Source organism: Kitasatospora sp. NPDC054939, assembly GCF_053610105.1.
The window spans coordinates 1-12,937 of sequence record NZ_JBSGXP010000200.1 but is presented as its reverse complement, the minus strand read 5'-3'; the positions used below and the strand labels follow the sequence as shown (position 1 = coordinate 12,937).

At 76.0% G+C, this 12,937-nt stretch carries 9 protein-coding genes and 1 pseudogene; 7 read left to right on the top strand and 3 right to left on the bottom strand.

Going from position 1 to position 12,937, the window contains the following annotated elements:
- Positions 1-209: 209 nt before the first annotated feature.
- A complete protein-coding gene (gene ppc, locus ACWGB8_RS35420) occupies positions 210-3,023 on the bottom strand; it encodes a phosphoenolpyruvate carboxylase (protein WP_452217770.1) in 2,814 nt (937 codons plus the stop codon).
- Positions 3,024-3,282: 259 nt separating this feature from the next.
- On the opposite strand from ppc, the gene ACWGB8_RS35415 reads away from it, so the two are divergent.
- Positions 3,283-4,557, top strand: a complete 1,275-nt coding sequence (locus ACWGB8_RS35415) for a sensor histidine kinase (protein WP_452217769.1) — start codon at positions 3,283-3,285, stop codon at positions 4,555-4,557.
- 21 nt (positions 4,558-4,578) lie between these two features.
- Here the strand turns inward: ACWGB8_RS35415 and ACWGB8_RS35410 are convergent, their stop codons facing one another.
- Together ACWGB8_RS35410 and ACWGB8_RS35405 are read right to left on the bottom strand one after the other, a co-directional pair.
- Positions 4,579-5,112: an SUKH-3 domain-containing protein gene (locus ACWGB8_RS35410; protein ID WP_452217771.1), complete on the bottom strand. Its 534-nt coding sequence runs from the start codon at positions 5,110-5,112 to the stop codon at positions 4,579-4,581.
- Positions 5,113-5,158: 46 nt separating this feature from the next.
- Positions 5,159-5,620, bottom strand: a complete 462-nt coding sequence (locus ACWGB8_RS35405) for a YwqJ-related putative deaminase (RefSeq protein WP_452217768.1) — start codon at positions 5,618-5,620, stop codon at positions 5,159-5,161.
- Positions 5,621-5,963: 343 nt separating this feature from the next.
- On the opposite strand from ACWGB8_RS35405, the gene ACWGB8_RS35400 reads away from it, so the two are divergent.
- The 6 genes and pseudogenes from ACWGB8_RS35400 to ACWGB8_RS35375 form a co-directional block, all read left to right on the top strand.
- The gene (locus ACWGB8_RS35400; protein ID WP_452217767.1) at positions 5,964-7,136 is read left to right on the top strand and encodes a Gfo/Idh/MocA family protein; all 1,173 of its coding nucleotides are present in this window, start codon (positions 5,964-5,966) and stop codon (positions 7,134-7,136) included.
- A complete protein-coding gene (locus tag ACWGB8_RS35395; protein ID WP_452217766.1) occupies positions 7,133-8,113 on the top strand; it encodes an NAD-dependent epimerase/dehydratase family protein in 981 nt (326 codons plus the stop codon). Before ACWGB8_RS35400 ends, ACWGB8_RS35395 begins: the two co-directional genes overlap by 4 nt.
- 120 nt (positions 8,114-8,233) lie before the next feature.
- Positions 8,234-9,409: a DegT/DnrJ/EryC1/StrS family aminotransferase gene (locus ACWGB8_RS35390; RefSeq protein ID WP_452217765.1), complete on the top strand. Its 1,176-nt coding sequence runs from the start codon at positions 8,234-8,236 to the stop codon at positions 9,407-9,409.
- Complete coding sequence (locus ACWGB8_RS35385; protein WP_452217764.1) at positions 9,406-10,518, top strand: DegT/DnrJ/EryC1/StrS family aminotransferase; 1,113 nt, start codon at positions 9,406-9,408, stop codon at positions 10,516-10,518. The genes ACWGB8_RS35390 and ACWGB8_RS35385 overlap by 4 nt, the downstream gene beginning before the upstream one ends.
- Positions 10,519-10,635: 117 nt before the next feature.
- Positions 10,636-11,637, top strand: coding sequence for an SMI1/KNR4 family protein (locus ACWGB8_RS35380; RefSeq protein ID WP_452217763.1), 1,002 nt, complete (start codon positions 10,636-10,638; stop codon positions 11,635-11,637).
- A gap of 69 nt (positions 11,638-11,706) precedes the next feature.
- Positions 11,707-12,937: pseudogene (locus tag ACWGB8_RS35375) on the top strand (SUKH-4 family immunity protein); the annotation flags it as partial.

Sequence of the window (12,937 nt, the reverse complement as noted above, 5' to 3'; positions counted from 1 at the left end):
GGGGGGGCGCGGGCGGTGGGGGGCCGCCCGGGGGCTGGGGGGCGCGGGGGCGCGGGGGTAGGGTGGGGGGGGGGGGGGCGCGGGGGGGCGCCCCCGGGCCCCCGGCCCTCCGTCGTGTCCGGGCGCACCGGCCACGGAACGGCGCAGGGCCCCGCGGCCGGTGCTCGAGTTCTACCGGTCGCGGGGCCCTGCGGGGCGGTCCTGCCGGGTCAGCCGGTGTTGCGCAGGCCGGCCGCGATGCCGTTGACGGTCAGCAGCAGCGCGCGGGCCCGCAGCGGGTCCTCGTGCCGGCCGGTGGCGGCCTCCTCACGCTGCCGGCGCAGCAGCGCGACCTGCAGGTAGGAGATCGGGTCGAGGTAGGCGTCGCGGACGGTGAAGGTCTGCTTGAGCACCGGGTTGTGCTCCAGCAGCTCGCCCTCGCCGGTCAGCCGCAGGACCTCGCGCAGGGTCAGCTCGTGCTCGGCCACGATCTGGTCGAAGACGTGGTGCAGCTCGGCGGGCACCAGCTGCTCGACGTAGTGGCGGGCGATCCGCAGGTCGGTCTTGGCCAGCGTCATGGCGACGTTGGACAGGAAGTTGCGGAAGAAGTGCCACTGGCCGTACATCTCGTCGAGCACGCCGCCGAGGCCGGCCGCGCGGGCGGCGGCGAGGCCGGAGCCGACGCCGTACCAGCCGGGGACGATCTGGCGGGACTGGGTCCAGCCGAAGACCCACGGGATGGCCCGCAGGCCGTCCAGCCCGGCGCCGGAGTCGGGGCGGCGGGAGGGGCGGGAGCCCAGGTGCAGGGCGGCGAGCTGGTCGACCGGGGTCGCGGCGAAGAAGTACTTCGGCAGGTCCTCCTGCTCGACCAGGGCACGGTACGCGGTGTGCGCGGCCTCGGAGACCTGGTCCATCGCGGCGTCCCAGCGGGCCAGCTCCTCGGGGGCCTGGCGCGGGGCGGTGTGCAGGGCGGAGGCGGAGAGGGTGGCCGAGATGGTCAGTTCGAGGTTCTCCCGGGCCAGCGACGGCAGCAGGTACTTGTCGGAGATGACCTCGCCCTGCTCGGTGACCTTGATCTCGCCCTCCAGGGTGCCCCAGGGCTGGGCCAGGATGGCCTCGTGCGAGGGGCCGCCACCGCGGCCGACGGTGCCGCCGCGGCCGTGGAAGAGGCGCAGCCGGATGCCGTAGCGGTGGGCGACGTCGCGCAGCCGGCGCTGGGCGCGGTGGATCTCCCACTGGGAGGTGGTGATGCCGCCGAACTTGGAGGAGTCGGAGTAGCCGAGCATGACCTCCTGGACGTCGCCGCGCAGCGAGACGAGCAGCCGGTAGGAGGGGTCGGAGAGCATCTCGTCGAGGATCCGGTCGGCCTGCTGGAGCTCGTCGGTGGTCTCCAGCAGCGGCACGATGCCGATCTTGGCGATGCCGGCGTGCAGGTCGATCAGGCCGGCCTCGCGGGCGAGCACGGCGGCGGCGAAGACGTCGTCGGCGCCCTGGCACATGGAGATGATGTAGCTCTCGACGATCTCGTCGCCGAACCGCTCGAAGCCCTCGCGGATGGTGCTGAACACGCCGAGCGTCTTGGCGCCGGCGGCGTCGAGCGGGGCCGGGGTGGGGGCGAGCGGGCGGCGCGAGCGCAGCTCCTTGGCAAGCAGCCGCTGCCGGTACTCGCGGGGCATGTCGGCGTAGCGCCAGGCCTCCTCGCCGAGCCGGTCGAAGAGCTGGCCGAGCGCGTGGTGGTGGGCCTCGGCGTGCTCGCGGACGTCCATGGTGGCGAGCTGCAGGCCGAACGCCTCGATGGTGCGGATGGCGCGGGCCAGCCGGCCGTCGGCGATCAGCTCGCCGCGGTGGGCACGCAGGGAGTCCTGGACGAGGCGCAGGTCGGCGATCAGCTCGCGGGTGCCGAGGTAGTCGCGGCCGGCGACGTGCGGGGTGCCCTGGGCGAGGCGCTCGCGGGTGTTCTCCAGCTTGAGCCGGACGCAGGTGGCCTTGAGCCGGTAGGGCTCCTCGGCGTTCATCCGCTTGTAGCGCGGGCTGAGTTCGGGCAGCAGGTGGAGGTCGTTGTTGAGCGAGGCGAGCAGTTCGGGGGAGGCCCCGGCCAGCCGCTCGGAGGTGGAGAGCGAGTTGCGCAGGTCGTCGACGGCGTCGAGGGCGTCCTTGATGCCGTACTCGTGCTGGAGGTTGAGGACGTCCCAGGTGACCTGCGGGGTGACGTTGGGGTTGCCGTCGCGGTCGCCGCCGATCCAGGTGCCGAAGGTCAGCGGGCGCACGCCGTCGGGCAGGGCGAGGCCGACCCGGGCGAGCTCCTCGTGCAGCTCCTCCAGGACCTCGGGGACGGCCTCGCGGTAGAGCTCGTCCAGGTAGTAGACGGCGTTGCGGGCCTCGTCGGTGGGCTCCGGGCGGGCGATGCGCAGCTCGTCGGTCTGCCAGAGCAGGTCGATGGCCTCGGCGAGGCGGCGGTCGGCCTGGCGCTTGGCGGAGCTGGTGCGGGCGGGGTCGGCGTGCGAGAGGCCGGCCATGATCTGCTCGCGGTGGATGCGGTCGAGCAGCTCGCCGATGCGGCGCAGCTTGTTGAGCACGCTGCGGCGGGCGGCCTCGGTGGGGTGCGCGGTGAAGACCGGGCGGACGGCCAGGTGGGCCAGGGTGTCCTGGAGGTGCTTGGGGTCGGCGTCGGCGAGCTGGTCGGCGGTCTGGGCGAGCAGCGAGCCCTCGCGGGCGCGGCGGGTGGCCAACTCCCGGCCGCGGTGGACCTGCTCGGTGACGTTGGCCAGGTGGAAGTAGGTGGAGAAGGCGCGGACCAGCTTGGCGGCGGTCTCCAGGTCGATGTCGGAGAGCAGTTCGGCGGTGGCCTCGCCGTCGGTGCGGCTGAGGAGTCGGACCTGCTCGACGAGGCCGAGCAGCTGGGGGCCCTCCTGGCGCACGAGCGTCTCGCCGAGCAGATCGCCGAGGCGGCGGATGTCCGCCCGCAGCGCTGTGTTGTCGGCGCTCGGGCCGGCGGCGGGCGGCGGGGTGGTGCTGTCCGCCGGGGCGGGGACCGGAGCGGTCACGGCTGGCTCCCTGTGGTGGTGGGGTTCGGCAACGGCTCTGCCGCCACGGCGGCGCGCGTGTGCTGCGTGTGACGGGTGCGGACCGCGCTGTCCGACGCGACCAGCATAGGTGTCAGGGGTGCGACTGTCCGCGAGGTGGCCGGATGGCGGACAGGTCGCCGGAGTGACGGATGTGGTCTGGACCACTGTCGGTATCAGGGATGTGTCGGGGTCATACCCGGTGGGGAAGGATCATCCTTCCGCCGTAGGCTGTGGAGCTATGAGCAAGTCGCCTGGGGAGCGCGTGCCGGCCCGATCGTTCTGGTGGTGGGAGCGGCGCCGCAGCGCCCTCCTGGACATCGGGCTGGCGGCGCTCGCCGGCCTGGAGTGCGCGTTCAGCGGCGTCGCCTTCTTCTCCCCCCGCTTCGACCTGGGCGTGCCCGCCGTGGTGGGCGTCGCGACGCTCGGCGCGCTGGCCGGGGCGAGCCTGGTGGTGCGGCGGCGCTGGCCGGCCGTACCGGTCCTGGTGGCGCTGGTCGCGATGCCCGGGATGCTCGGCGTCGTCCTGCTGGTGGTGTCGCTGTACACGCTGGCGGAGACCTGGGAGTGGCCCTCGCGCCGGCGGAAGGTGGTCGCGCTGTCCGGGCTCGCCTTCGTCGAGGCGGTCGGGGTGATGCTGTACTCGATGCTCAGCCCGTCCGAGCAGCCCCCGGAGGCCCCGCCGCTCTGGGGGCAGGTGCTGCTGTCGGTGCTGGTGGCCGTCGGCCTGACCGTGCCGCCGGTGGCGACCGGCCTGTACATGGGGGCGCGGCGGCGGCTGATCGACTCGCTGAAGGACCGCGCGCACGGCCTGGAGACCGAGCTCGACCTGCTGGCCGAACAGGCCCAGGAGCGCGCCCGCCGGGCCCGGCTGGAGGAGCGCACCCGGATCGCCCGGGAGATGCACGACGTGGTCGCGCACCGGGTCTCGCTGATGGTGGTGCACGCGGGTGCGCTGGAGCGGATCGTGGCGAAGGACCCGGAGCGGGCCGCACAGAGCGCCCGGCTGATGGGCGAGGTCGGCCGGCAGGCGCTGGACGAGCTGCGCGAGATCCTCGGCGTGCTGCGGATGTCCGACGAGGGCGCGGGCGTGGCGCCGGACTCGCTGGCCGGGCTGCCGCGGCTGGTCGACCAGTCCAGGGCGGCGGGGATGGCGGTGACCCTGACGGTCAGCGGCAGCCGCCGGGACTTCAGCACGGAGGCCGAGCAGACCGCCTTCCGGGTGGTCCAGGAGGGGCTGACCAACGCCCACAAGCACGCCGGCGGCGCACAGGTCGCGGTGCTGCTCGCGTACGCGCCGAACGGCGTGCGGGTGTCGGTGATCAACGACTGCCCGGGCGGGGAGCGGGCCGCCGCGGCGCTGCCCAGCGGCGGCAACGGCCTGGTCGGGATGCGCGAGCGGGTGGTCGCGCTGGGCGGCAGCTTCTCGGCGGGCCCGGAGCGGGACGGCGGGTTCCGCGTGGAGGCGGTGCTGCCGTCCCGGCTCGCGGTGCAGAGCGATCCGCTGCCGCGCTAGGCACAGCCCGGGTGGCGGTGCTCAGCGGTCGGCGGTGCGCAGCAGTGACGGGGCGGTGCCCAGCACGAGCGTGCTGACCGCCTCGTCGATGCCGTACCCGAGGAACCACTCGCCGGTGTGGTCGAGGCTGTAGACCCGGCCCTCCTCGTCGAGGGCGAGCAGGGCCTGGCCGTACCGCTCCTCGCCGAGCGGGGCGAGCCGGGTGCCGAGCGCGCGGCCGAGGTCGGCCAGGGTGCGCGGCTGGTGCAGCCCGCAGAGCGGGTCGATCAGGAACGGCGTGCGGGCCAGCTCCCGGCCGGGGCCGGCCAGGTCGACGGCCAGGCCGCCGAACTCGGCCCAGGCCTCGACGGCCGCGGGGAAGACCGCGTGCGGGGGTGCGTCCGGGCCGCCGTGCCCGGCCAGGGTGTCGGCCCATTCCTCCGCCTGCCGGATCTGCCAGCGCCCCGGGTGCCAGCCGGCCTGCTTGAGTGCGGCGGCGACGTCGGCGGGGAAGCGCGGGCGGGTGCGGGCGGCGGTCGGGCCGAGGGCGGACGTGGGCGGGCCGGGCGGATTCAGGGCGGGCTCCAGGGCTCGGGGACGGGGGGCGTGCGGGCGGGGCGGCTCAGCCCGCGGGCGGGCCGACGGCGACGCTCCGGACGGCGAAGTGCTCCAGCAGGGCGGCGCAGGAGCGGCAGGGCGGGGCGTGGGTGCCGTGCGCCGGGTCGCCCTCCTCGCGGATCCGTACGGTGGTGAGCCGCGCGCCCTTGAGCGACTTGCGGGCCTCCGGCAGGCCCATCGGCTTGCGGGCGGCGCGCTTGGAGCGCCGGCCGTCCACGGCGGCCAGGTGCTGGGAGAGCAGGACCGCCTCCGGGCAGCGGCCGGCGAAGCGCTCGCGGTGCTCGACGGGCAGGGTGTCGAGGAACTCGGCGACCAGCGGGTGCAGGGCCGGGCGGCCGGCGGACTTGGCGCCGGCCAGGGTCTGCACCTCGCCGCCGCGCAGCGAGAGGGCGGCGGCGACCGCGGGCAGCAGGCTGTCCCGGTGGTGCTGCAGCAGGGGCGGCGGGGCCGCGTGCGCGTCGGTCATCTCTCTCCTCCTCCCGGCCGTGGTGGTCCTCGGTCCGGGGCAAGCCTGTCAAATACCACCGACAGACGCACAATCGGGGTGCGGCGGCGCCCGGGCGGCGGCGGCAACCGGCCGACGGGCACGGAAAGCTGGCCGGATCCGCACGCCGTCCACACGACTCGTCCCCGGTTTTCCCGAATCCGCCTCCCCGCGACGGGAGCGGCCGGTAGCGTTCCTGCAGCGAGCCAAGGGGGCGGCCGGTCCGCGGGGGAGTGCGGGCGGGCAGGACAACTCCTTTGCTCGGTCTGGCCGTTGAGGCCGCCGGGGCAAGGGCGCCCCGGCGTCGAGCAAGGGGGGTCTTGCGATGACGGAAACCGCGAACGAGGCACCGGGCGAGCACGTGCCCGAACCGGGGGCGCCGCCGCAGCCCGTACCGGCGCGACCGATCGGCATCGCCGTGGTCGGGGCCGGCTACTGGGGCCCGAACCTGGTGCGCAACGCCCAGCAGACACCGGCCCTGCGGCTGCACTGGCTCTGCGACCTGGACGAGGCGAGGTCCCGCCGGGTGCTGGGCGGGTACAGCACCGTGCGCGCCACCACCTCCTTCGACGAGGTGCTGGCCGACGAACGGGTCGCGGCGGTCGCCGTCGCCACCCCCGCCGCCGCCCACTACCGGCTGGTGCGCGCCGCGCTGGAGGCCGGCAAGCACGTCCTGGTGGAGAAACCGATCACCACCTCCGCCGAGGAGGCCGCCGCCCTGGTGGCGCTCGCCGAGGAGCGCGGCCTGGTGCTGATGTGCGACCACACCTTCTGCTACACGCCGGTGGTGCGCCGCATCCGCGAACTCGTGCACGGCGGCGAGATCGGCGACGTCCAGTTCTTCGACTCGGTCCGGATCAACCTCGGCCTGGTCCAGCCCGACGTGGACGTACTGTGGGACCTCGCCCCGCACGACCTGTCGATCCTGGACTTCGTGCTGCCGCCCGGGGTCGAACCCGTCGGGGTCTCCGCCCAGGGCGCCGACCCGATCGGTGCCGGGCGCGCCTGCGTGGCGTACCTGACGGTGCGGCTGAGCAACGGCGCGCTGGCCCACTGCCACGTCAACTGGCTCTCCCCGACCAAGGTCCGCACCACGCTGATCGGCGGCTCCCGGCGCACCCTGGTCTGGGACGACCTCAACCCGCAGGCCCGGCTGGCGGTGCACGACCGCGGGGTGGACCTCACCCCGCCCGACGAGCTGACCGACGCCATCCGCCACCAGGCGCTGATCTCCTACCGGGTCGGCGAGATGGTCGCCCCGGCCCTGGTCGAGCAGGAGGCACTGCGCAACGTGATGGCCGAGTTCGCCGCCGCCATCACCGAGGGCCGGGCCCCGCTCACCGACGGCCGGGCCGGGCTGCGGGTGCTGCAGCTGCTGGAGGCCGCCTCGCTCAGCCTCGAACTCGGCGGCGCCACCGTCCCGGTGGGTGCCGGCCGCGACCACGCCCTGCCGACCGACCGAATGTCCGCTGCTCAGGAGAGGGCCGCCACGCGGTGAACGCTGTACAGATCGAGGGCTCCCGCTGCCTGGTCACGGGCGGGGCCGGCACCATCGGCTCCACCGTGGTCGACCAGCTGATCGCGGCCGGTGCCCGCGAGGTCGTCGTGCTCGACAACTTCGTCCGGGGCCGCGCCGCCAACCTGGCGCACGCCGGGGAGGCCGCCGCCCCCGGGCAGCTGCGGGTGGTGGACGGCGACATCCGCGACCGCGCCCTGCTGCGCGAGCTCCTCGGACCCGGCACCGACCTGCTCTTCCACCTCGCGGCGATCCGGATCACCCAGTGCGCCACCGAGCCCCGGCTCGCCCTGGAGGTCATGGTCGACGGCACCTTCGACGTGGTCGAGGCCGCCGCCGAGACCGGCGTCCGCAAGGTGGTCGCCTCCTCCACCGCCTCCGTGTACGGCCTCGCCGACGTCTTCCCCACGCCCGAGACCCAGCACCCGTACCACAACGACACCCTGTACGGGGCCGCCAAGGTCTTCAACGAGGGCCTGCTGCGCAGCTTCCACGCCATGGACGGGCTGGACTACGTCGCCCTGCGCTACTTCAACGTGTACGGACCCCGGATGGACGTGCACGGCCGGTACACCGAGGTGTTCATCCGCTGGATGGAGCGGATCGCCGCCGGCGACCCCCCGCTGATCTTCGGCGACGGCACCCAGACCATGGACTTCGTCTACACCGAGGACATCGCCCGGGCCAACCTGCTCGCCGCCGCCGCGCCCGTCACCGACCGCGTCTACAACATCGCCAGCTCCACCGAGGTCTCGCTGCGCGGCCTCGCCGACGCCCTGCTCGCCGCGATGGACCGCAGCGACCTGGACGTCGAGCACGGCCCGGCCCGCGGCACCGCGGGCGGCGTGGTCCGCCGGCTCGCCGACATCACGGCGGCCGAGCGCGACCTCGGCTGGAAGCCCGAACTGGGCCTCGACGACGGGCTGCGCCGACTGGTCGCCTGGTGGCGCGAGCAGTGAGACCCCGCCCCTGAGCACCCGCCGCGGGCCCCGCACCCGGGCCTGCGGCGCCCGGGGCGACCCGGACCCGAGCCGCCCTCCCGCCGTCCCCGGAGCAGACCTGTGTCCAGCATCCCCGTCATGATCCCCTGGCTCGGCGAGGAGGAGGCCGAGGCCGCCGCCGAGGCCGTCCGCTCCGGCTGGGTGGCCCAGGGCCCCCGGGTCGCCGAGTTCGAGGCGGCCTTCGCCGCGCACCTCGGCGTCCCGCACGCCGTCGCCGTCTCCTCCTGCACCACCGCGCTGCACCTGGCGCTGATCGGCGCCGGCGTCGGGCCCGGCGACGAGGTGGTCGTCCCGTCGCTGTCCTTCGTCGCCACCGCCAACGCCGTCACCTACGTCGGCGCGGTGCCGGTCTTCGCCGACGTCGACCCGGCCACCGGCAACCTCACCCCCGACACCGTCGCCCCGCTGCTCACCGCGCGGACCCGGGCGGTCGTCGTGGTCGACCAGGGCGGCGTCCCGGTCGACCTCGACGCCGTCCGCGCCCTCGTCGAACCGCGCGGCGCCACCGTGGTCGAGGACGCCGCGTGCGCCGCCGGCTCGGTCTACCGGGACCGCCCGGCCGGGGCCGGCGCCGCGATCGCCGCGTACTCCTTCCACCCGCGCAAGCTGCTGACCACCGGAGAGGGCGGCATGGTCACCTGCCGGGACGGTGAGCTCGCGGCCCGGCTGCGGCGGCTGCGCGAGCACGGGATGAGCGTCTCGGCCGCCGACCGGCACGCGGCGGCCGGCGGGGCCGCGCTGCTCGAGACCTACGACGAGATCGGCTTCAACTACCGGATGACCGACATCCAGGCCGCGATCGGCCTGGTCCAGCTGCGCAAGCTGCCCGCCATGGTCGCCCGGCGGCGCGAACTCGCCGAGCGCTACCGGGAGCTGCTGGCCGGTACCGGGGCCCGGCTGGTCGCCGACCCGGCCCACGGCACCACCAACTACCAGTCCTGCTGGCTGCTGCCGCCGGACGGCGCCCCTGGGCGCGGCGAGCTGCTCGCCCGGCTCGCCGCCGCGGGCGTCTCCGCCCGGCGCGGCATCATGGCCGCCCACCTGGAGGCCCCGTACAAGGGCACCGCCCGGGTGCCGCTGCCCGCCACCGAACTGCTCACCCGCCGCTCGCTGATCCTGCCGCTGTACCACGGGCTCACCGAGCAGCAGCAGGACCGGGTGGTCGAGGCCCTGCGCGGCGCCCTCGACGGCCCCGCGGACCGCAGTGCCCCCGTCGGCCCGGCCGGCGACAGCCGAGGAGGAGACCAGGCATGACCACCGACGCACCGGTGCCGCTCGTCGACCTGCGGGCCGCCCACGCCGAGGTCGAGGAGGAGGTCCGGGCCGGCTTCGACCGGGTGCTCGCCACCGGCGGCTACATCAAGGGCCCCGAGGTGGCGGGCTTCGAGGAGGAGTACGCCGCCTTCTCCGGCGCCCGGCACTGCGTCGGCGCCGCCAACGGCACCGACGCCCTCGAACTGGCCCTGCGCGCCCTCGACCTGCCGCCCGGCGGCGGCGTGGTGCTGCCCGCCAACACCTTCGTCGCCACCGCCGAGGCGGTGGTCCGGGCCGGGCTGCGGCCGGTCCTGGTAGACGCCGACCCCGACCACCTGCTGATCGACCCGGCGCGGGTCGCCGACGCCGCGGCCGGGGCGGTCGCCGTGGTGCCCGTCCACCTCAACGGCCAGCTCGCCCCGATGGGCCCGCTGCTGGCCGCGGCCGGCGACCTGCCGGTGGTGGAGGACGCCGCGCAGTCCCAGGGCGCCCGCCAGCACGGCCGCGCCCTGCACGGCCGGATCGCCGCGACCAGCTTCTACCCCGGCAAGAACCTCGGCGCCTACGGCGACGCCGGCGCCGTGGTCACCGACGACGACGCCCTCGCCGGGAACGTCCGGCTGATCGGCGACCACGGCTCGGCCCGCAAGTACGTGCACGAGCGGTACGGCTTCAACTCCCGCATGGACGCCCTGCAGGCCATCGTCCTGCGCGCCAAGCTGCGCCGGCTGCCCGCCTGGAACGAGGCCCGCCGGGCCGCCGCCGACCGCTACCACCGGCTGCTCGACGGGATCGACGGCGTCGCCCTGCCGCGGACCGCCCCCGGCAACGAGCACGTCTGGCACCTGTACGCGGTGCGGATCGGCCCCGGCCGGGACCGCGACGCCGTCCTCACCGCCCTGAACGCCGCCGGCATCGGCGCGGGCGTCCACTACCCCGTCCCCGTCCACCTGCAGCCCGCCTTCCGTGAACTCGGCCACGGCGCGGGCGCCTTCCCGGTCGCCGAGCTGGCCGCCCGCGAACTGCTCACCCTGCCCCTCTACCCCCAGATCACCGCGGGCCAGCAGGAGCGTGTCGCCGAGGCCCTGGCCAAGGCCCTCGCAGCCTGAGCACCCGCCCCGCACCGGGTCTCCCCAGGCGGGGGGATCCGGTGCGGGCGGCACCCCCTACGCTGGTGTCCAGCAATCGCGATGGAGAATGTTGCAGCAGCCAGTGGGGGCTCCCAGATGACGACAGGTCGGCCCGGCATCGCCGCCGTGCCCAACGCGGCGTACGCAGGTCAGGTGGTGCACTTCCCGGACCCGGTGCGTGCGGAGAAGCACGCGGGCGGGGTCGGGGTGGACGAGCACGGCTACCCGGACTTCGGTCCGTACGCCGCCGCCGCGGCCGAGGTCGCCGACCCGCCCGAGGGCTTCGGCGTCGACGAGCTGCGCCTGACCGACTACGTCTCCGCCAACGCCGCCCTGTACACCGAGGGCCACCCGCTCTGGGCCGACCTGGCCACCGCCGTCGCCACCCCGCCCGGCTGGACCTGGCACCACGCCGTCGGCCGGGCGGCGCCCGGCTGGCGCCGGATGGAGCTGGTCCCGGTCGAGGTCAAGGCCCTGCTGCGGCACCACGGCGGCCTCGCCACCTCCTCCGCCGACCACGACCGCCGCGGCACCCGCCCGCTCCAGGAGCGCCGGCCGGTGCACTTCCCGCTGGCCGGCGAGGCCGGCGAGCCGCTCGGCGTCCCCGAGGACCTCGTCCAGCGCGCCGAGGAGCGCCTCGGCTACCGGCTGCCCGACGCGTACCGCACCTTCCTCAAGCTCGGCGGCGGGCGCGCCCCGGCCGGCGTGGCGCTCGACCCCGACCTCGGGCTGCTGCTCGACCAGCCGTTCCTGACGCTCAGCGAGGAGTACGGCGTCGAGGACCTCGTCTACGCCAACAAGTGCCTGCGCGACCACCTCACCAAGGACTACCTGGGCATCGCCTACGCCCAGGGCGGCATCGTCGCCCTCAAGGTGCGCGGCGACCGGATCGGCTCGCTCTGGTTCTGCCTCTACGACGACGCGCGGGACACCGGTGCGCCCGAGGCCGCCGAGGACCGGGTGGCCCGGCTGCTGCTGCCCTGCGGCGACGACTTCGACGCGTTCCTGCTCCGGCTGGCCGGCAGCCCGCCGGAGCTGGAGACGGTCGCGGAGCTGATGGTGGAAGGCGGGTTCGCCCGCGCCGTACCGGTGGGCTGACGTGATCGACGTGGCATCAGCGGTGGCGGCGGACAGTACGGGGACGAAGGGGACAGGGGTGAACCGGGCGTGGTGACGTACGCGCAGGCGCAGGAACTCGCCGACGACTGGATCAACAGCGGGGTGCCGCGCGCTCAGCAGCGCGAGGTGCGGGTCCGCGAGTTCGACCTGGGCTACGTCTGCTGGGCGGTCGAGCCCGGCCAGGCGGCGGACGGGTCCGGCGGGGCCGGCGGCTCCGGAGGGGTCCGGCTGGTGATCGCCAGGGACTCCGGGGCCGGCACGCTCTGGCCCGCCCTGCCGGTCAACGAGGTGGTCCGCCGGTACGAGGAGGTCTACGGCCGCCCGGTCGCGGCCAACCCGGCCGGTGCGGCCCGCCCCGCGCCCGGCCCGGTCGAGGCGACCTCCTTCCTGCTCAGCCCGCCGCAGTGGCTGCAGGAGGCCGGTGCGGCGGCGATCGCCGCCGAGGCGGAGCGGCTGGGGACGGCCGCGCCCGCCGCCGCGCCCGCGCCCGCACCCGTGGAGCCCGCGCCCGCCCCGGTGCCGCCGGCGCCCGCGGTGCTGACCACCCCGCCGGTCTCCGAGCGCCCCGCCGGGGACGCGCCCACCATGCTCGCCCCGCCGCCCGGCCAGGACGGTCCGTACGGCGCGCCGGTCCCGGCGCCCGCGGCCCCCTACGAGCCCGCCCCCGCGCCGCACACCCCGCCGCAGGCCACCACCCCGCCGCCGCACACTCCTGCGCAGGGCACCCCGCCGCACGGCACCGGCGCACCCGCCGGCTCCGAGGCGGCGACCATGCTGATGCCGGACGGGCTGCGCACCAACGGCGCCGGCCTGTCCGGGGCGGCCCCGGCCGGCTCCGAGGCGGCCACCGTGCTGATGCCCGAGCGCGGCTACGGCATGCCGCCGGCCCCGCCCGCGGCCGCCGCGCCCGCCCCCACCCTGCTCGCCCCGCCGGACGGCCTGCCGGGCGCGCCCGGTGTCCCGGCCGGCCCGGGTGCCGCGGGCCCCGGTGCGGACCACGCGCCGACCGTGCTCGCCCGTCCGGACGAGCTGCCCGGCGGCCCCGGTGCCCCGGCCGGCCCGGGTGCCGGCGGCCCCGGTGCGGACCACGCGCCGACCGTGCTCGCCTCGCCCGACGCGATGCCCGGCCTGATGGGCCTGCCCGGCGCCCCCGGTCCCGGGGTGCCCGCCGCCGAGCCGCCGCAGGGCGCCGGCGGCCGCAACCCGGCGAGCGCCCCGCCGCCCCCGCCGCCCGGCGAACTGCGCGGCGGTGGTGCCGCCGGCGGCACCGCCCCGGTCT

What these genes read in the sequence shown, in the direction of transcription:
- ACWGB8_RS35415 (WP_452217769.1), top strand. Translation starts at nt 3,283, where the DNA reads ATGAGCAAGTCGCCTGGGGAGCGCGTGCCGGCCCGATCGTTCTGGTGG.
- ACWGB8_RS35405 (WP_452217768.1), bottom strand. Translation starts at nt 5,620, where the DNA reads ATGACCGACGCGCACGCGGCCCCGCCGCCCCTGCTGCAGCACCACCGG.
- ACWGB8_RS35400 (WP_452217767.1), top strand. Translation starts at nt 5,964, where the DNA reads ATGACGGAAACCGCGAACGAGGCACCGGGCGAGCACGTGCCCGAACCG.
- ACWGB8_RS35390 (WP_452217765.1), top strand. Translation starts at nt 8,234, where the DNA reads ATGATCCCCTGGCTCGGCGAGGAGGAGGCCGAGGCCGCCGCCGAGGCC.
- ACWGB8_RS35385 (WP_452217764.1), top strand. Translation starts at nt 9,406, where the DNA reads ATGACCACCGACGCACCGGTGCCGCTCGTCGACCTGCGGGCCGCCCAC.
- ACWGB8_RS35380 (WP_452217763.1), top strand. Translation starts at nt 10,636, where the DNA reads ATGACGACAGGTCGGCCCGGCATCGCCGCCGTGCCCAACGCGGCGTAC.